The 18,717-nt window shown below is 70.1% G+C and carries 13 protein-coding genes; 9 read left to right on the forward strand and 4 right to left on the reverse strand.

Annotated features, from left to right (window positions below; translation table 11 throughout):
- Window positions 1–229 precede the first annotated feature (229 nt).
- From rph to ACIBVN_RS37495, 4 genes are all read left to right on the forward strand, one after another.
- Window positions 230–2,827, forward strand: coding sequence for a rifamycin-inactivating phosphotransferase (gene rph, locus ACIBVN_RS37480; RefSeq protein WP_397144772.1), 2,598 nt, complete (start codon window positions 230–232; stop codon window positions 2,825–2,827).
- Between the two features lie 385 nt (window positions 2,828–3,212).
- Window positions 3,213–6,881: a CHAT domain-containing protein gene (locus tag ACIBVN_RS37485; protein ID WP_397144774.1), complete on the forward strand. Its 3,669-nt coding sequence runs from the start codon at window positions 3,213–3,215 to the stop codon at window positions 6,879–6,881.
- Window positions 6,878–7,276: a hypothetical protein gene (locus ACIBVN_RS37490; RefSeq protein ID WP_397144776.1), complete on the forward strand. Its 399-nt coding sequence runs from the start codon at window positions 6,878–6,880 to the stop codon at window positions 7,274–7,276. Before ACIBVN_RS37485 ends, ACIBVN_RS37490 begins: the two co-directional genes overlap by 4 nt.
- Window positions 7,276–8,169, forward strand: a complete 894-nt coding sequence (locus ACIBVN_RS37495; RefSeq protein WP_397144778.1) for a hypothetical protein — start codon at window positions 7,276–7,278, stop codon at window positions 8,167–8,169. Before ACIBVN_RS37490 ends, ACIBVN_RS37495 begins: the two co-directional genes overlap by 1 nt.
- Before the next feature lie 56 nt (window positions 8,170–8,225).
- Here ACIBVN_RS37495 and ACIBVN_RS37500 read toward each other — a convergent pair whose 3' ends face one another.
- Entirely contained in the window at window positions 8,226–8,780 is a 555-nt protein-coding gene (locus ACIBVN_RS37500; RefSeq protein WP_397144780.1) for a dihydrofolate reductase family protein, read from the reverse strand.
- A gap of 395 nt (window positions 8,781–9,175) precedes the next feature.
- Between ACIBVN_RS37500 and ACIBVN_RS37505 the strand changes: the two genes are divergently transcribed.
- Entirely contained in the window at window positions 9,176–10,051 is an 876-nt protein-coding gene (locus ACIBVN_RS37505) for an alpha/beta fold hydrolase (RefSeq protein WP_397144782.1), read from the forward strand.
- On the opposite strand, the gene ACIBVN_RS37510 is transcribed toward ACIBVN_RS37505, so the two are convergent.
- On the reverse strand, window positions 10,048–10,290 hold the full coding sequence (locus ACIBVN_RS37510; RefSeq protein WP_397144784.1) for a hypothetical protein: 243 nt from the start codon (window positions 10,288–10,290) through the stop codon (window positions 10,048–10,050). The genes ACIBVN_RS37505 and ACIBVN_RS37510 overlap by 4 nt on opposite strands.
- A gap of 417 nt (window positions 10,291–10,707) precedes the next feature.
- On the opposite strand from ACIBVN_RS37510, the gene ACIBVN_RS37515 reads away from it, so the two are divergent.
- Window positions 10,708–11,994 (forward strand): SpoIIE family protein phosphatase, encoded by a 1,287-nt coding sequence (locus tag ACIBVN_RS37515; RefSeq protein ID WP_397144786.1) that lies wholly within the window; start codon window positions 10,708–10,710, stop codon window positions 11,992–11,994.
- 435 nt (window positions 11,995–12,429) lie between these two features.
- Window positions 12,430–12,996 carry a hypothetical protein gene (locus tag ACIBVN_RS37520; protein WP_397144788.1) on the forward strand — a complete coding sequence of 189 codons (567 nt, stop codon included), beginning with the start codon at window positions 12,430–12,432 and terminating at the stop codon, window positions 12,994–12,996.
- A gap of 1,021 nt (window positions 12,997–14,017) precedes the next feature.
- Here ACIBVN_RS37520 and ACIBVN_RS37525 read toward each other — a convergent pair.
- Complete coding sequence (locus ACIBVN_RS37525; RefSeq protein ID WP_397144790.1) at window positions 14,018–16,132, reverse strand: ATP-binding protein; 2,115 nt, start codon at window positions 16,130–16,132, stop codon at window positions 14,018–14,020.
- A 240-nt stretch (window positions 16,133–16,372) separates the two neighbouring features.
- On the opposite strand from ACIBVN_RS37525, the gene ACIBVN_RS37530 reads away from it, so the two are divergent.
- A complete protein-coding gene (locus ACIBVN_RS37530) occupies window positions 16,373–16,750 on the forward strand; it encodes a hypothetical protein (RefSeq protein ID WP_397144792.1) in 378 nt (125 codons plus the stop codon).
- Between the two features lie 227 nt (window positions 16,751–16,977).
- Here the strand turns inward: ACIBVN_RS37530 and ACIBVN_RS37535 are convergent, their stop codons facing one another.
- Window positions 16,978–17,562 carry a hypothetical protein gene (locus ACIBVN_RS37535; RefSeq protein ID WP_397144794.1) on the reverse strand — a complete coding sequence of 195 codons (585 nt, stop codon included), beginning with the start codon at window positions 17,560–17,562 and terminating at the stop codon, window positions 16,978–16,980.
- A gap of 502 nt (window positions 17,563–18,064) precedes the next feature.
- Between ACIBVN_RS37535 and ACIBVN_RS37540 the strand changes: the two genes are divergently transcribed.
- On the forward strand, window positions 18,065–18,571 hold the full coding sequence (locus ACIBVN_RS37540; RefSeq protein WP_397144796.1) for a hypothetical protein: 507 nt from the start codon (window positions 18,065–18,067) through the stop codon (window positions 18,569–18,571).
- The last annotated feature ends 146 nt before the right edge of the window (window positions 18,572–18,717 follow it).

Raw genomic sequence — 18,717 nt, forward strand, 5'->3', positions numbered from 1 at the left:
TGTCGATGTACGGGGGACCCGGTGGCGTCGAACCGCTGGTGGGACAGGCGGTGTGGTTGGGGGCGCTCGAGGCGCAAATGCGGTGTGCGGAGCGGCCGGCCGGCTCGTCGGAGGGAAGGCAACGAGAGATGGGGATGTGCCCGACAAGAGGTTCGACAGAGCGTGCGGCGCCGGTGATTCGATCGGCCGGTGCAGTGCGACGGAACACGGCTGCCTCGGAGGTGTCGCAATGATCGAACAGCACGTGTTGCATCTTCAAGAGGTTGACGAGATGCAGGTCGCGGTCGTTGGCGGCAAGGGCGCGCACCTGGGGGAATTGTCGCGGATCCAAGGCATCCGGGTGCCGGCCGGCTTTTGCGTGACGACGTACGCGTTCCGGCGGATCATGGCGGAAGCGCCGTCGATCGACGAGCGGCTCGATCAGCTGTCGCGCCTCAACCCGGATGACCGGGAGATGATCCGCACGCTCAGCGCGGAGATCCGCCGGACCATCGAAGGGATCGCCATGCCTGACGATCTCGCGGCGGCGATCACCCGCGCGCTCGCGCAGCTCGGCGAGCACGCCGCCTACGCCGTGCGATCCAGCGCGACGGCAGAGGACCTGCCGACGGCATCCTTCGCCGGCCAGCAGGACACCTACCTGAACGTCGTGGGACCGGCGGCGATCCTCAAGCATGTCGCCCGGTGCTGGGCCTCGCTGTTCACCGAGCGGGCCGTGACCTACCGCCTGCGCAACGGCTTCGACCACCGGAAGGTCCACATGGCCGTGGTCGTGCAGCAGCTGGTCTTCCCGCAGGCGGCCGGCATCCTGTTCACGGCCGACCCCGTCACGGGCAACCGGAAGGTCGCCACCGTGGACGCCGGCTTCGGCCTCGGCGAGGCCCTGGTCTCCGGCCTGGTGAACCCGGACGTCTACAAGGTGCGCGACGGCGAGGTCGTCACCAGGGCGGTTGCCGCCAAGGAGCGTGCCATCCACGCTTCGCCGGGCGGCGGGACGCAGGTACTGCCGATCGACCCGCAGCGGCAGGGGCAGCCGGCGCTGACGGATGCGCAGGTCGTGCGGCTCGTGCAGCTCGGCCGGCGGATCGAAGCGCACTTCGGCCGCCCGCAGGACATCGAATGGTGCCTGGTCGATGACGGCTTCCAGATCGTTCAGAGCCGGCCGATCACCACGCTGTTCCCCATCCCCGAGACCGGCGACCAGGAGAATCACGTCTACCTCTCGGTCGGTCACCAGCAGATGATGACCGACCCCATGAAGCCGCTGGGCATCTCTGTGTGGCAGCTGACGGCCATGGCGCCGATGCACGAGGCAGGCGGGCGGCTGTTCGTCGACGTCACCCGGCATCTGGCCTCGCCCGCGAGCCGCGCCGGCCTCCTTGACATGGCGGGGAGGTCCGATCCACTGATCAGGGACGCGCTGGAGACGCTCCTCGACCGCGGTGACTTCGTCCCGTCGCTCCCGGACGGGGGTCCCGGCGGGCCGCCGGTCGGCGGCGCGTCCGCCCCGATCGAGACCGATCCGGCCATCGTCACCGAGCTGATCGAGCGCAGCCAGGCGTCCATCGCCGCCCTGCGGCGCGACATCCGGACGAAGACCGGGCCGGCGCTGTTCGACTTCCTGCTTGAGGCCTTCCAGGAGCACAAGCGGGTCCTCAGTGATCCGCTGAGCACGCAGGCGATCATGGCGGGGATGGAGGCCACGTGGTGGCTCAACGACAAGCTGCGGGAGTGGCTGGGCGAGAAGAACGCGGCCGACACGCTCACGCTGTCCGCCCCCGACAACGTCACGTCGGAGATGGGGCTGGCGCTGCTTGATGTCGCGGACGTGATCCGCCCGCATCCGGAGGTGGTGGCGTTCCTGCAGGACGTCGAGGACGAGGGCTTCCTGGACGAGCTGCCGAAGCTCGCGGGCGGGACCGAAGCGCGCGACGCCATCGAGGCCTACCTCGACCGGTACGGCATGCGCTGCGTCGGCGAGATCGACATCACGCGGCCGCGCTGGCGCGAGCGCCCCACCACGCTCGTGCCCCTGATCCTCGACAACATCAAGCTCTTCGAGCCGGGCGCCGCCGAGCGGCGCTTCGAGCAAGGGCGGCAGGAGGCACAGCGCAAGGAACAGGACGTGCTGGCACGCTTGCGGGCCCTGCCGGACGGGGAGCAGAAGGCCGACGAGACCAAGCGGATGATCGACCGGGTCCGGACCTTCATCGGGTACCGGGAGTACCCGAAGTACAGCATCATCAGCCGCTACTTCGTCTGCAAGCAGGCCCTGCTGGAGGAGGCCGAGCGCCTCGTGCAGGCCGACGTGCTTCCGGAGAAGGAGGACATCTTCTACCTGACGTTCCAGGAGCTCCACGACGTCGTGCGCACCAACCAGGTGGATGAACGGCTCATCCAGCAGCGCAAGGACGCGTTCCGGTCGTACCAGGCGCTCACGCCACCGCGGGTGCTCACATCGGATGGCGAGGCCGTCGCCGGGGCGTACCGGCGCGACGACGTGCCGGCCGGCGCCCTGATCGGCTTACCGGTTTCCGCCGGGACCATCGAGGGCAGGGCCCGCGTCATCCTGGACATGGCGGAGGCGGATCTCGAAGCGGGCGACATCCTGGTCACGGCCTACACAGACCCCAGCTGGTCACCGCTGTTCGTCGCGATCGCGGGCCTGGTGACGGAGGTGGGCGGCCTGATGACCCACGGCGCAGTGATCGCCCGGGAGTACGGCTTGCCGGCCGTGGTGGGCGTGGAGCAGGCCACCCGGCTGATCCGGGACGGGCAGCTGATCCGCGTGCACGGAACGGATGGCTACGTCGAGCTCCTGCCGTGACCGACCACACCGAGAAGGCCCTCCGCAGGGCTGGCGGCGTGGCTGGGTGCACGCCAGGCGGCGGCTCGACCAGCTGCCACCGCTGGCCGCCGCCGGGCTCGGCGGCGACCCGACGCCGGGTCAGGTGAGCGAGTGGGCGGCCCGGTTCGGACGGGGCGAGGAGCCCCGGCGGCTGCGAGTACTTCGCGGGACGGTTCGACGCCCCCGCCTGACCAGGGCGCTTGGAGCCGGTACGGGCCGCGGGAACGGAACATGGTCCACGCGGCGTCGTCGCACCTGCCGGAGCGCAAGGGCACGGCCTTGTCTCCATGTGCATGGCGGGCACTGCCCGCCCCCAGATGATCGGCGATAATGCGGGAGAGGCGCCCGGATTGATCAAGGAGCGGTGGCACCGGAGGTCGCGATGCCGGCAGAGCGGTTACAGGACGAAGGCGGCGGGTCGGATCCGTTGCTGCATGAGCTCCACCAGCTGATGAGCGCGCCCGACCTGAACCAGGTCATCGCCTACCTCCAGGACCATCTCGACCTGCTCGCCCCCGGGATCGACACGCGGCTGGGCGAGCTCGCCGACCGCTGTGCGGCGGAGGGCAGAGACGACATCGCCCGCTGGTTGACCGGCTGGCGGGGCCTCCTGCGGCAGTGCAGGGAGGAGGGCTTCGTGGCCGCCTTGGACGCGCACGGCGGCATGGTCGAGGGGCCTGAGTGGCTCGCCCCCTTCTTGCGGCGCGTTGAGGAGCTGACGCCGATCGCCTATGAGGAGGAGGACGCCGACGCGCTGACGGAACTGGCCGAGGGCTGGCTGAACGTCGCCGAGGCGGACGAAGTCCGCGAACACCATCCCGCGCTGCGCGCGGCGGCCTGCAACAACGCGGCGTCCGCCATGCTTCGTGGCGACGGTGACCCGGCCGAGGCGATAGCGCTCCTGCACGCGGCGCTTGACGCGCTGCCCCCACGCGCTCCCCAGAGGCCGAACATCCTGCTCAGCCTGGCCTTTGCGACTGCGGCGCGCGAGCCCTCGCGCCTCGATGAGGCGATCGAGCTTGTGCAGAAGGCGGTACGGGACGATCCCGGCCTGCGCGGGCAGGCGGGAAGGACCCTGAGGGACATCGGCGTCCGGCTGTTCAGGATCTGCGAGCGGGACCCGTCGCTGGAGCTGATCGACGCGGCGCTCGCGGTCGAGCGCAGGCTGCTGGACGGCGAGTATCCCGCCGACGGCGGGCCGGGCGCATCGGCCGCGATCATGGTCGAGTATCTGACGTGCCGGTACGCGATCTCACGCGACGAGGACGATCTGCGACGGAGCGTCGTCGCGGCCGAGCGGGCGGTCGACTGCGCGCCGGAAGGATCGATGGAGCGGGTGAGCCGGTGCAATCGTCTGGCCGTCGTCCTGCGCTCGGTGTTCAGCGCCACGGGCGACGCCGACGCCCTCGATCGGGCCATCCAGCTCCACGAGGAGAGCCTGGAAGGACTCCCTCCCGGGCAGGACCGCGTCTTCCACCTGCAGGGCCTGGGCCAGGCGCGCCGCCACCGTTACCGGTCACGCGGCGATCGGGAGGACCTCACCGCCGCCGTGCGAGCGCACGAGGAGATGTACGAACTCGCCGAGCCCGGCAGTCACCGGTACGACGCCGTGCTCGACGCCTACGGCAACACGCTGCACGAACGGTATCTGGCGTGGGGCGATGCCGCCGATCTCGACAGAGCGGTACTCGTGCACCGCGAGGAGGTCGCGGCGACCAGTGGCCGGGGTCGGGTCATCGCCGTCAACTCCCTGGCCATCGATCTGCGGCACGTGTACGCGTCCACGGGAGACGTAGGGGCGCTTGAGGAGGCCATCGAGGCCCTGCGTGAGGCCCTCACCATCCCTGCAGCAGCCGAGGACCGTGACCGCGCGTCGGCGGCACTCGCCGGCTGCCTGTTCAACAAGTATCAAGCGTTCAGGGACGCGGCCGCCGGCGCGGAGGCGATCCGGATCCTGGCGGAGGTCCTCGACCGCACCCCGAGATCCTCCCGGGACCATGCGGTGTGGGCGGGCAACCTGGCCGCCGCCCTCCTCGTACAGGCCAGACTGACGGATCAGCCGGACCAGGCGCGACTCGACCAGGCTGAGGAGCTGCTGATGGAGGCGGCGGCCGCCGGCGTAGGACTGGAGCGGGCCAGGCACCTGGTCAATCTGGGTTCATGCGTCAGCCTGCGCCCTGGCCACGCGGAGTCCGAGCCGAGCGTGCGGCGTTTCATCGCGTACGTCGAGGAGGCGCTCGACCTCTGCCCGCCGGAAGCGCCCTTCGCCGCCGGCACCCGGCTGAATCTCGCCGGCGCCTACTTGGGCCTGCACAGGCTCACCGCCGCCCCCGACGCGCTGGCCCGCGGGATGGAGCTGCTGCGCGAGGGGTATGCGCTGGGGATCGAGCGATCGCCTGAGTCCTTGTTGCAGGCGAGCCGGGCCTGGGGAGACCACGCGGCCAGGAACGGCCTGTGGGAGCAGGCTGCCGAGGCCTACGGGTACGCCCTGGACAGCATCGACCGAGTCGTCGGCGGCAGTCCGCTCAGAGCGCACAAGCAACAGTGGTTGTCGCAGGTGGAGGGGCTGACGACGGCTGCCGCGGCGGCGCATGTGGAGGCGGGCGACGCCTGGGCCGCCGTCGTGACGCTGGAGCGTGGCCGGACACGGCTGCTCGCCGACGCGCTCGCCGGCGCCGCCGCGGAGAACGACCGGCTCGCCGTCGATCATCCCGAGCTTGCCGAGCCGTACCAACGGGCCGAGGCGCGGCTGCTCGAGCTGCAGCGCCAGGCGCTCGAACCCGTCATGGGCGACTGGCTGCCGGTGGCCCCCGCGTTCGACCAGGCCCGCCGCGACAGGGACGAGGCGCTGGCGCGTATCAGGGAGCAGCCCGGCTTCGAACGCTTCCGCCTGCCCGACCCGGCCGGCGACATCGCCCGGGCCATGCGCTCCGGCCCGCTGCTGTACCTGCTGGCCGGCACCCGTGGCGGTTACGGAGTGCTGGTCGACGGCGGCTCCGTTGTCGCCCACCCCCTGCCCGACCTGCGGCTGGACGATGTCCTGCGGCGGCTGTCCGACTACATCGACGCCTACGAGCGGGCTGGAACCGACGTGCGGCTCTGGCACCGGGTGCTCGACGACGTCACCCGCTGGCTCTGGGAGGCGGCGATGGGGCCGCTGCTCGACCTCGTCCCCGGTGACGGCCCGCTGACCGTCGTCCCCACGTGGCTGCTGGTCCTGCTGCCCTTCCACGCCGCCTGGACACCCGACCAGGAGGCTCCCACCGGGCGGCGCTTCGCGATCGATCGCCGTCCGCTCACGTTCGCGCCGAGCGCCGGCATCGCCGCCAGATCCGCGCCCGACGGCGCCGTGGCCGGGCAAATGTTGGCCGTCGGCGATCCGCAACCGGTCTCCGCAGGGCCGCTGCCGTTCGCGGCGTACGAGGTCGACGCCGCCGTCCGGGCATTCCCTGACGCCCGTCGCCTGACCGGTGACGAGGCCACGCGCGAGGCGGTGCTCGCCGGCCTCGATGCCCACGACGGGCACGGAGTGTTACATTTCGCCTGCCATGGCTACGCCGACTGGGAGCAGGTCCTGGACAGTTATCTGCTCCTGTCGGGCGATCGGCGCCTGACGCTGCGCGACCTGCTCGTCCGGCCGGTACCCGCCGGGCTCGTGGTGCTGTCGGCGTGCGAGACGGCGTTGCCGCAGGTCGGGCTGTCCGACGAGGTGATCGGTCTGGCCACGGGTTTCCTGCAGGGCGGAGCGGCCGGCGTCATCGGCTCGATGTGGCGGGTGCCGGACGCGAGCACTGCGCTGCTGCTCAGCCGGTTCTACGCGATCTGGAAAGGCGGTGGCCATCCGGCGGCGGCGCTGCGTGATGCGCAGCGGTGGGTGCGCGACGCCACCAACGCCGAGCTGCGCGCGGCCTATCCCGCCCTCATGGATCATTACGCACCGATCCCCGAGCCGATGCGGCCGTCGTGGGGGACGGGCCGCGATTTCGCCCATCCCGCCTACTGGGCGGCCTTCACGTACACGGGAGCAGCATGACCAGCCCGCCACGCTCGATCACCGATCTGGCCAACACGATCAGGCCGCGGCTGCCGGCGCTCCTCGGCGAGGAGGCCCAGGAGGTGGACACGGCGCTCGGCGAGCTGCTCGCCCGCGGTCCGGCAGCCGAGCCGGAGATTCTGGCACTGCTGCAGCGATCTCCGGCGACCCGGGAATGGGCTTACGCGTTCTTGCGGCGCGCGGACGGCGGCGACCTGCGCGATCCCCGCACCGCGTACTTCCCGCTGGCCGCCGCGGGAAGCTTCGTCGGAGCCGACGTCTACGAATGCGAGCAGTGCGACCACCGGTGGCTCCGCCGTGCGGTCGGCCAGCCGGTGCCCGGCTGCCCTCAGCACGGCACACCCCTCGTCCGCGCCAAGGAATCGGAGCTTTAGTGCTTGAGAGCCTGTCGAAGGGGCTGGCGGACCGGGTCGCCGAGCGCTGGACCCGCGTCGTGATCCTGCCCGCCGCGCTGTTCTGGCTGGGCGGCGGGCTCGTGTGGTTCCTCGGCAGCGGCCAGACCGTCGAGGCGGCGGTCCAGACGGTGACCAAGCAGGTCACCACGTGGATGGTCGCCGGGTTCCTGGTTGTCGTGCTGCTGTCCGGGCTCCTGGCCAGACGCCTGGTCGACCCGGCGCTCGCCATGCTCACCGGCCGGTGGCACCGCTCGCTCGACCCGCTCGCCCGGCTCGCGGCCGGCCGGTGGTCACGCAGGATCACCGAGCGGGAGGCTCGCTGGCAGGACCTGGCCGCGCACGCACGCGGCTGGGCGGAGGAACGGGAGCTGGCCGCCCTCGACCTATGGCTGCGCGGCATGCCGTCCGACCCAGCGCGCTGCCTGCCGACCCGGCTGGGCAACGTCCTGGCGGCCGCCGAACGGTGGCCGGCGGACAAGTACGGGCTGGAGGCGTCACAGTGCTGGAGCCGGCTGTGGCTGGTCATGCCGGAGGAAGCCAGAAAAGAGCTGATCGGTGCGCGCGAGCGGCTCGACGGGCAGATCACCGCCTGGATGTGGGGCGTGGCCTTCCTCGTGTGGACACCCTGGGCGTGGTGGGCGGCGCCGGTGGGCGTGGCCGCCGCGGCCGTTGCCTACGCGGGCGCCCTCCGGTACGCCGGGGCGCTGGGCGATCTTCAGGAGTCGGCCTTCGACCTGTACCGGGGCGCGCTCTACACGCACCTGCGCTGGCCGCTGCCCGAGGACGCCGCGACCGAGCGGGAGACGGGCCGGTTGGTGAGCGCGTACCTGTGGCGCGGCTCCCAGGACCCGCTCCCGCTGCGGGTGGAATGACGGTGATCGGCCGCGGGGCTCGTGGGTGCGCCCGAGCGGGGTCCGCTCCTGGCCGGTCAGGGTCGTACGTAGCGCCGGAACATGATTCCTGAGGCGAAGGAACGGTGCTCGACCAGGCGCAGCCGCAGTGCTTCTCTCACGGGCAGGTACGGCTTGCCGCCCCCGACGATCACGGGGAGCGCGTACACCCAGAACTCGTCGATCAGATCCAGCAGGGAGGCGGCCAGCTCGGGGCCGCCGAGCTGGAGGTTGCCGTCGATCTCCTGCTTGAGGCGCGTCACCACGGACACGGCGTCCTTGCGACGGACGATCGTGAGCCCTTCGGGGACGGTCTGGAGGGTGTCGGAGAAGACGTACCGCGGCGTCTCTTTGTAGAGCTGGGCGAACTCCCGCTCGACGGCCGGGGCGCCCTCCTTGCCGAGGTCCTGCGTCCAGGGCTTTTCCATCGCCTCATACAGCCGCCGCCCGAACAGGAACGCCGCGGTCTGGCGAACATGGTCGTTCGCCGCCTGCTGAAAGTCCTCGGCCAGATCCATAAAGTCCATGCCACCGTCGGGATCCTCGATGTAGCCGTCGATCGAGGTGTTCATCCAGTAGATGACCTTGCCCATAAACTCCTCCTTGATCGTAGAGGTCGTCCAGAGTGGAGACCCGATGGAGCGCCCCGCCTTCCAGCACCCGTGGTCGAGACCGCGCCACCGGCACACCAGCAGTCGCAATCCTCCGACAGGAACATGTGCCACCCCAGATGGCTGGACCAAGACCTTCACCGACCCCCGACTCTGTGCAGCCATCGTGGACCGGCTCACCTACGGCGGCAACATCATCGAGCCCGGCACCGAGTCTTCCCACCTCGCGCAGACGGGAGCTCGAGCCGAGCGCCACGTCGCTGTCTGACGATCAAGATCGCCTCCCGGCACGGAGATGATCGTTTCTATTGGGCTGCGGCTGGAGGCCGGCGGTGAGAGGCGAAAGAATTGTCGGTTGCTCATGACAATCTGAGCCGATGTCCTCAATGATCTCAGGCTTCGACGAACACACAGTGCAGATGAACGGGCTTGACCTCCGTCTGGCTTCCGGTGGGGAGGGGCCGCCGCTGCTGTTGCTTCACGGCTTCCCGCAGACTCATCTGACCTGGCGGCATGTCGCTCCGGCGCTGGCAGACGACTTTCGCGTCATTTGCCCCGACTTGCCCGGCTACGGGGCCAGCGCCAAGCCAGAGGGTGGCCATGAGCAGTACGCCAAGCGTGTGACCGCGGCGACCATGGTGGCGCTGATGCGACAGCTCGGCTACGGACGTTTCAGCCTGGTCGGCCATGACCGTGGCGCGCTGGTCGCCTTCCGCGCCGCGTTGGACCACCCTGACGCCGTCGATCACCTCGGCGTGATCGACGTCATTCCCACCGTTGACATGTGGGAGTCGCTGGCGGGCGTGGGCGGCGTCTTCGGCTTCCACCTGTATTTCCTCGCCCAGCTCAACGACCTGCCCGAACGGATGATCGGCGCCGACCCCGACACGTTCTTCGGCTACTTCCTCGATGCCTGGGCCGAGGCGGGCACGTTCGACGCCGAGGTCCGTGAGGCATACCTGGCCGCGACACGCGATCCGGAAACGATCCACGCCATTTGCCAGGACTACCGGGCCAGCGCCTTCGTCGATGGGGCCCACGACAGCGAGGACCGGCAGGCCGGCCGGCGCGTCAAGGCTCCCACTCTGGCGATCTGGCAGGACCCTGGCGACATGGTGCTGCCGTTCGACCCCTCGGCGGTCTGGCATGGCTGGGCGCCGGATGTCCGCACCCTGATGCTGCCGGGTGGGCACTTTCTGCCGGAGACTCAGCCTGAGGCCGTCACCGCGGCGATCAGAAGCCTGATCAGTTAATTCCTCAGGAGCGGCCGGACGGTGGCCCCTGCGTTGGCGCGGGCGAGGCCGACCAGGACGATCGAGTGGTCCACCCATGCCTGCCCGGCCGGCGAGCTGAAGAAGCCGCCGAGCGCGTTCTCGCCGGTGCCCTTGAGGAACCCGTCGTGGGGCTGCCGCCGGAGATCCAGGCGCGGTTGGCCGGGGTGGCGAACCCCCAGCCGAAGGTCTTGTCCAGGAACGCCCACAGGAAGATCCACCGATCTAGATCCGGGCGATGGCCCAGACGTAGTCGACCGGACGGCGTGCGTGGGCAGGTGTACACCAATTGCGCCCCTTTGGAGGCAGTGCCGTACGGCCCGCTGCGTAAGGACCTTGGTCCCGTCAAGGCCGTGCGTGACGGGACACCGGGGCACCGGTGTCCCTGCCCTGCGGACCGCTGCTCGCGCGCCATGTCGCAGGCGCGCTCTCCGGCTGTTGCTCGACTCCGTACAGCGCCTCATCTGCCGGCTGCAGTCCAGGTGGAGGCTGCCTGATTCAGCGATCTCGCCAAGCCGGTGGGCGCTGGGTGTGGGGATGCAGGTGAAGGTGTGCCGGGCCGACGGTCATGAGGCCGAAGGGTGGCGCGGCGCCGCACCCCGCCGTGATCAGGAAAAACGCCTCGTAGAGTAGGTGGTGTGGGCGGGTTCGTCAGCCCGCGTGGGCCGGGCGCACGCAAGCCGGGCACGCCGCAGCTCGACTATGCGGCGCTGTTCGCCGCGACGCCGAGCCCTTGTCTGGTGCTGGACCCGGACATGATGATCGTCGATGTCAACAGGGCATACCTGCGCGCGACCGGCCGTACCGCCGAGGACCTGATCGGGCGCCACATCTTCGCCGCTTTCCCTGACAACCCCGACGATCCCCGCGCATCCGGGGTGAAGAACCTGCGCGCCTCGCTGCGCCGGGTGCTGGCCTACCGGGAGCCGGACACAATGGTGCTGCAGAAGTACGACATCCCCCTCGCCGGCCATCCTGGAGTGTTCGAGGAACGCTGGTGGTCCCCTATCAACACCCCCGTCCTGGCGCCGGACGGGACGGTGTCGTGGATCATCCACCGGGTCGAGGACGTGACGGAGTTCGTCCGCTCCTGCTCCCCGCAGCCGCCTGCCCTCCGCCGTCCGGTGGTACGGGAGGAGATGATGGAGGCCGAACTGTACGCGCGGGCGCAGGAGCTGCAGCGGCTGAACGAGGAACTGCGCCGGGCCCACGCCCGTGAGCGTCAGGTCGCGCTCGCCCTGCAGAAGGCCATGCTCTGCTGCCCGGACCTTGACCTCCACCCCGAGATCGCGGTGCGCTATCTGCCCGCCGTGGGAACGCTGAACGTCTGCGGCGACTGGTACGACGTCGTCGATCTGCCTGACGGCTGTTTCGCCGTCGCGGTCGGCGACGTTGTGGGCCAGGGCTTGGAGGCCGCAACGGTCATGGGAATGCTGCGCAGTGCGCTGAGCGCCGCGATCCGCGCGGTGAAGGAGCCGGGTCCGGCCCTGGAGGTGCTCGGCCTGTACGCCGGTTCGCTTGACGGAGCGCTGGCCACCACGGCGGTCCAGGCCGTGATCGATACCTCAAGGTGCCGGATCACCTACAGCAGCGCCGGGCACCTGCCGCCTGTTCTGCTCCATCAGGACGGCTCCTGCGAGCTGCTGGACCAGGCCACCGACCCTCCGCTGGGCGCCCGCCTCGACCACGTCGCCCATCCCCAGGCTGATCAGTCCTATACGGCGGGTGACACCCTGGTCCTGTACACCGACGGCCTCGTCGAGCGCCGCGGGGAGGACATCGACGCCGGTCTGGCGCGCTTGACCGGCGCAGTCGCCCGATCCAGCCGGCTGGGCCCCGACTGTCTCGCCGACGACGTGCTGGCCTGCCTGAACATCAGCAGCGGCGCCTGCGACGACGTGGCCCTGCTGATCGCCCGCCTGTAATAGCGCCCGGCGACAACGTGGCAGCCGCGCCGGTCGAGGCCCTCCAGGGCCACCCGCCTGGCGCGGGGCAGGACCCGCTCCAGCGCGGCGAGCGCCGATTTCAGGTGGGCCGGGCTGCGTGTGCCGCCGAGCGGGAGCACCTCCGCCCCCACCGATCGGCAGGTGTGACAGGTCGCGGCTGTCTCCGCCACCACCTGCGCGTCGTAGTGCAGCGTCGGGGCCGGCTCACGGTACGTCGGCTCCCCGTCGACGGCGGCCTGGTCCAGGGTCTTCATCAGGGATGGCTGGGCTTGCCTGGCGATAAGGTGAGCTCCTGGAGAGGACCGTGGTCTCGCGGTTCTTGGATCGGGTCCGGTCGAGGTGGTAGTGAGCGGCGAAGCTTGGCTTCGGGTGCCGATCGGGCCCGAGTCCCATCGCTGGCACACGATCTCGCCCATGCGCACCGTCCTGGCCGTCGCGCGTACCGTCACCACCGCCGGCCGGTTGCTCGACATGGTGCCGCTGTTCCGATCCGACCGCCGCCTGCAGGTGTTGTTCACCGTCAGCGGCGGGTCGGCGTTCGACGACGGCGTGGCTGATTACCTGCGCGAGGTCCAGGCCCGTACGGTCACCTGGGCGCAGGCCGTGGACACGCCGTTCGACCTGGCCATTTCCGCCAGCGCCAACGGCGACCTGCACCGGCTGCAGGCCCCGTTGCTGCTCGTCCCGCACGGCGCGGGGCACAACCGGCTGCTCAGATCGGCCGAAGGCATCTCGGGCCTGGCCCGGCGGCAGTTGGTGCACGAGGGGCGGGTGGTTCCGGCGGCCATCGCACTGTCGCACGACGAGCAGCTGACCCGGCTGGCGCGTGACTGTCCCGAGGCGGTCCCGCGTGCCGTGGTGACCGGCGATCCGGTCTTCGACCGGATGGTGGCGAACGCGGAGCGGCGTGACCGGTACCGGCGGGGCCCTCGGCGTCGGCGGCGATCGCAAGCTGGTGCTGCTGAGCTCGACGTGGGGTGAGCATTCGCTGCTCGGCGCGAACGGCGACCTGGTGACGCGCCTGGTCGCCGAGCTGCCCTTCGACGAATACCAGGTGGCCCTGGCCGCGCACCCCAACGTCTGGTACGGCCACGGCGGCCTGCAAATGCGGCTATGGCTGGCCGACGCCCGAGACGCCGGACTGATGCTGCTGCCTCCCCACAGGGGCTGGCAGGCGGCCCTGCTTGCGGCGGACGTGATCGTGGGCGACCACGGATCGGTGACGTTCTACGGAACGGCTCTCGGCCGCCCGGTCCTCCTGGCGTCCTCCGGGCGTGAAGAGGAAGAGCTCGACCCGGCCTCCCCCACGGCTGCTCTGTGCCGGGCGTTGCCCCGGCTCGATCGGCGCCGAAGCCTTCAGCGGCAGCTCGAGAACGTCATGGCCGCGCGCCGGACGTACGACGAGGTGACGGGGCTGACGCTGGGCAGGCCCGGCGAGGCGGAGCGCCGGCTGCGCGGCCTGGCCTACCGGTTGATGAACCTCCAGGAACACGATCCCGCCCCCGCACCCATGCCGCTGGCCGAGCCGTCCGCGGAAAGCGATGAGGTGCTCGCTTTCCTGGTGGAGACGGACGTCAAGGACGTTTCGGTGGCGCTGCGTCGTTTCCCCGTCGTGCCGGAGCATGAGCCCGGCGACGGGGTACGAGAGTTGCATCTCGTCGTGGCCGGCCACGTACTGGATCGGCGGCTTCTGGAGAGTGCGGCGATCATCATCGGCGATGACGCGGCGCCCGGCTGGGCGGAGGAGACGCTGCGCCGCTATCCGGGCTGTCACGTCGCGGCCGAGATCGTCCATGCGGGACTGGTCCATCTGACGCTGCGGGGCGGGCGTCGGCTGCGCGTCTCCGTGCCAGGCCGTCCGCCTGATCCCTGGTGCTTGCCGTCCGCCGTGTACGGCTGGTTGATGAACGGCCGCGAGCCGGAGCACATCGCCTTCATCCAGGTAGGTGACCAGGAGATCCGCATCAACGTAATCCCCCCCCCGGCTCTTTTGAGGCTCCGTTCAATTGACGGCGCCCAGGCGAACCCGCAGCTCGTCGGCCTTGGGCAGGTTGCCCGAAGCCGTGCAGACCGCGAGTGCCTGCCCCAGATACGCCCTGGCGCTCTCGCGGTCTCCGGCGTCGCGGGCGAGCTCGGCCAGCAGTTCCCACGCCTGCGTTTCCCGCGCCGGCACCCGGCACTCGCGCAGGAGCGCCGCGGCCGTCTCCGTTGATCGCACCGCCTCGGCGTGGTGGCCGAGGGCCCGGTGGGCCTCGCCCATCCCCAGCTGGATTCGGCCCCGGCCGGCCTTGTCGCCGGGGGCCGCCATGCCGGACAGGGCCCGTTCGAAGGCGGCGATCGCCTCGCCGGGCCGGCCCGCCTGGTTGTGGGCCAGGCCGAGGTGGTAGCTCTGCAGGCCGACGCCACGCGCGTTCCTGGCCTCCTCGTGAATGGCCAGCGCCGCGACGAAGTGCCCGGCGGCCTCGTCCGGCTCTCCCTGTGCCAGGGCGGCCCGGCCCAGCGACTCCAGGACCACCGCCTCCATGCGCCGGTCGCCCCCCGCCATCGCCGCCCGCCGGGCGTGGCGGAGCTCCTCGTGCGCCTGGTCGTACGCCCCGAGCTCCACGTGAGCGCGGGCCAGTTGGTTGCGCATCCTGGCTTCCACGGCCGGGTCCCCGATGCGGAGTGCCGCGGCCACGCCCAGCCGGTTGGCCTCCAGCCAGTCCGCGTAGTGGCCGCGGTCGTGGTGGAGCGGCCACAGCGCCTCGGCGATCTGCCAGACGACGTCGTCCCACTCGCGGGCGGCCGCCGCTCGGACGATCGCGAGCACGTTCATGCGTTCCGCCTCGAGCCAGTCGAGGGCTTCGTCGCGAGTGCGGAACGGCTGCCCCACAGCCGACAGCCGCTCCTGGTGGTCGGCCAGGCGCAGGCGGCTGCCCAGCGCGGCGTCGGCGGCGGCCACGTGTCCCACGTACCAGTCCGTCACCCGCCGCAGTGCCGCCTCTCGCTCCTGCTCGGGTTCCTCTCGTTGCGCGCAGCGGGCGGCGTGCAGCCGTACGAGGTCGTGGAATCGGTATCTGCCCGGTTCGTCCTCATCTACCAGGTTGGCGTCGACCAGGAGCTCCAGCGCCTGCTCCGGCCCGTCCGCCAGGACGGCCCGGACCACGCCGAGGGTGAAGCCGGCGCCCGGGACGACGCCCAGCAGGCGGTAGAGCCGGGCAACCGGCTTGGGCAACCCCTCGTACGCGGACTGGAACACCGCTTCGACGATCGCTCTGCCCTCCGTCGCCAAGCGGTCGAGACGCTGGTTGGCGTCCACCAGCTCGCCGGCGATCCGGGCGATCGTCCAGGCGGACCGCTGGGCCAGACGCGCTCCGGCCACGCGGAGGGCGATCGGCAGGCCGCCGCACAGGCGTACCAGCTCGCCGGCCTGGTCGCGCTCCGCAGCGACCCGGCCCTCGCCCAGCATGCCCGCGAGCAGCGACACGCCCGGCTCCTCCGCCAAAGGCTCGATCGTGACCGGTTTGGCTCCGGCGACGAGCAGTTCGCCGAGCCGGCGGTGGCTGGTGACGACCACCGCACTGCCGGCGGAGGCGGGACAGAGCGGAATGACCTCGGCGGCATGCTCGGCGTCGTCCACGACCACCAGCAGCCGCAGGTCGGCCGTCAGTGAACGGTACATGCCCGCCCGCTCCGACAGCTCGGCCGGGATCCATGTCTCGTGCACGCCAAGCGCACGCAGGAAGCCCGCCAGCACTCCGCCCACCTCCGCGCCGCCGCGGTGCCGCAGGGCCTTGAAGTCGACGTACAGCTGGCCGTCGCGGAAGCGTTCCCGCGCCTGGTGCGCCCATCGATGGCTGATCGCGCTCTTCCCGACGCCCTTGAGGCCGCTGATCACCGCGACCGCGGGCCCCTCGTCCAGAACGCTGTCGAGGAGGGCCAGCTCCCTGGTCCTGTTGACGAAGTCGCGCGGCATGGCGGGCAATTGCCGGGGAACGCGCACGGGCGACGGGGGCGGGCCACCTATGTGCACCGTCCCGATGTCCCTGGCCTGCACCACCCCGCCGGTGACCTGCCCGGACACCTCGTTGTGCGTCCCGGTCGCGTTCGCTTCCTCCTCGTCGCCACGACCAGTCACCGCGTCCGCCTCATCCGTGGACCGCCATCGCACGTCACGATTCAGCAGTGTTCCCGTCTAACGGGATCGTCGCAAGAAAGCCAATAGCTATTTTGTCCACTTTCAGAGTTGGCTGTCCGGATTTTCAGTGGCGAAACTCGCCGTCGAGCCATATCCGATCGGCAAATCGGCCCGGGTCCGCCGCTCCCGACCGTACGCCGGACCTACGCTGGAGAAAATCTCCTTTGCGAGAGGGGCACGATGGACCCGAGCGTCATTCCCACGCTGGCGGCGGTCATATCCGCCATAGTCGGCGGTGCTGCGGGCGAAGTCGGCAAGAATGCCTGGACCTCCCTGACCGCGCTCATCCGCCGCCGATTCGGCGATGACGCCGCCGTCACCTCTGCCATAGAGCGTGCGGAAAGCCGGCCCCCAGAGGAAACCGCAGAAATCATCGCAGCCCACGCGGCCGCGGACCCCTCATTCCAGGAGGCGCTCGACCGCTGGACCGTCGAGACGTCGCGCCTCATTCAGAGCAAGCATGACGTGTCGAACACGATCAGTGGCAACGCCCGGATCACCGGCCCCGTGCTCCAGGCAGGCGACGTCTTCGGCTCGATCAACCTCGGCAAATCCTAGCGTCGCCCCGTCAGCGTCCTGTTATGGGCCGATACCGCCCGTTCGCACTTGGCTCGGCCCTGAACGCCTTGCTGTGGACAGGCATCGGCTATGGGGCCGCTTGCTGCCCGCGGGGCGCGCGCCGGTGTCGGCGACGGCCGCCACGACCATGGCTGTCCGGCGCGCAGCAGGAACGCGAGCAGGGCCGCGGCGGCGGGGCGAGTGAACAACGATCGAGACATGTGCGACTACGTGACGGAGTGGTTCACCGTCCCGGTATAGGTGCCCGCCACCGCGTCGTCGGGTACATGGATCTCCAGGGTGGGATTCCAGGTGCAGGAATTGTCGCCGGAGCCGGACGTCTTGCTATAGGAGATACGCGTGATGTCCAGCGTCTGGCCATCGGCGGCGGTGGGCTGGCCTGCCACGAAGTTCCCGGTGCCTGTGGTGGCCGTGGCCCGACCTGACCAGTAGTAGACCTCGTCATCGGGGATGGTTTCCGTGGGAGTGCCGGCGCCTGTGGTGAAGCCGCCCGACCCGGCGACCACGGTCGCGGTCCAGGTGGCGTTGAGGGCCGCGCGCTGGTCGGACACCGTGATCTCGCCAAGGCGCCCGCTGATGTGGCCGCCCGAGTTACCGGTTCCGAGGTTCACGGCGGAGGTCGGCAGGGTTACGGCCAGTCCCCCCTCCGCGGTCACGGTGAAGTTCACCGTGGTGGGGCAGGTGGTGCTCTCGGCGCAGGTGTCGGCCAGCGAGGGTGCGGCCGCCACCACCACGGCTGCGGACAGGCCGGCGGCGCTGGCCACAGAGATGCCCGGACAACGGTGGAACACTGCTCTCTCCTTCACTGATTGTCGCCCAATGTCCGGGCTGCCTGCTTAATCACATTCTTCGCAGCTGTCATAGAACGAAAACCGCCGGAGGTAGCGTCTGGGCGATTCTTGGCGACCATGTGGTGGCAGCTATATGTCGCCGCTCGCCGGCCTTTCCCGAAATCTGCTATGCGCGAGGACGAAACGACAGGCCGTCCACACCTCGGCCGAATCGCAGTTCTTGTCACGGTCATTACTTCGGGCTTGCGGTACACATACGCGGCCGGGAACGCCCAGGGGCTGCGGCGATCTCGGCTGCCAACGTTCGGGCACACCATTGAACCTGGCGCCCTACGCGCTGCGCGGAATCGGAATGAGACGAGCCGTGCCTATGACTCCGCAACGCGAGCCTCCTGGTCGCTGGCCTGGCTGATGGATACGCGAAGGTCACCCTCAACGAACAGGTTGCGCTCGTGGATCAGCTGGGCAAACAGGCGGTCCGGCAAGCCCTCAGGGAGCTCCCATGAACACCGCCGAGGAGCTCGCCCCTCGCTTGTACAACCTTCCCTCGATCGTCAGCGCAAGAAGAGGCGAAAGGGCGGTCGAGGTCGACCACGACAACAACCAGTGGCGGCCGCTGCACGTGGACGACTGGCGGATACGGATGCTCGTGACCCGATGGAGCACGCGCGTGTCCCACGCCGTGATCGACATCTGTGCCGACGTGGCGAAGAAAGCCGACGCCTATGGCTGGGAGGCGCTCGCCAGTTCCAGGACCAGGAGGTCATCAACCGGTGCACCGCCCGCTACGTCCGCGGCCGCGACCCAGCACTACCTTCACCCCGACCGTACGGCGATCGCGGCGGCGGACAGCGCGCTCAGCGCTCATTTGAACGGCCGGTCCACATGGTCCCCGGCTGCACGTCGTGGGCTCGCCGGACTCGGCCGAGCGAGATCATGCAAAAGGCCCCTCTTCCTGGAGTTTCTCCAACGACGGGCCTTGCTTTACCGTCGGGACGACAGGATTTGAATCTGCGACCCCTTGACCCCCAGGCACGGGAAGAGGGTCCGGCAAGGTCTGAGCTTGAATCCACGGCTTGATTTCTCGTGATCATTTCTCGGTCCAATTCCTCGACGAGGACCGCTGTCGCAGGTAGAGGCCTGGTTTCGGGGCGT

The organism is Nonomuraea sp. NPDC049400, assembly GCF_044466425.1.
In the GTDB taxonomy this organism is placed as follows: Bacteria; Actinomycetota; Actinomycetes; order Streptosporangiales; family Streptosporangiaceae; genus Nonomuraea.

Excerpts from the sequence above, each read along its gene's own strand:
- ACIBVN_RS37530 (WP_397144792.1), top strand. The coding sequence starts at position 16,373 with ATGGACCCGAGCGTCATTCCCACGCTGGCGGCGGTCATATCCGCCATA.
- rph (WP_397144772.1), top strand. The coding sequence starts at position 230 with ATGATCGAACAGCACGTGTTGCATCTTCAAGAGGTTGACGAGATGCAG.
- ACIBVN_RS37540 (WP_397144796.1), top strand. The coding sequence starts at position 18,065 with ATGAACACCGCCGAGGAGCTCGCCCCTCGCTTGTACAACCTTCCCTCG.
- ACIBVN_RS37505 (WP_397144782.1), top strand. The coding sequence starts at position 9,176 with ATGTCCTCAATGATCTCAGGCTTCGACGAACACACAGTGCAGATGAAC.
- ACIBVN_RS37490 (WP_397144776.1), top strand. The coding sequence starts at position 6,878 with ATGACCAGCCCGCCACGCTCGATCACCGATCTGGCCAACACGATCAGG.
- ACIBVN_RS37520 (WP_397144788.1), top strand. The coding sequence starts at position 12,430 with ATGCGCACCGTCCTGGCCGTCGCGCGTACCGTCACCACCGCCGGCCGG.
- ACIBVN_RS37500 (WP_397144780.1), bottom strand. The coding sequence starts at position 8,780 with ATGGGCAAGGTCATCTACTGGATGAACACCTCGATCGACGGCTACATC.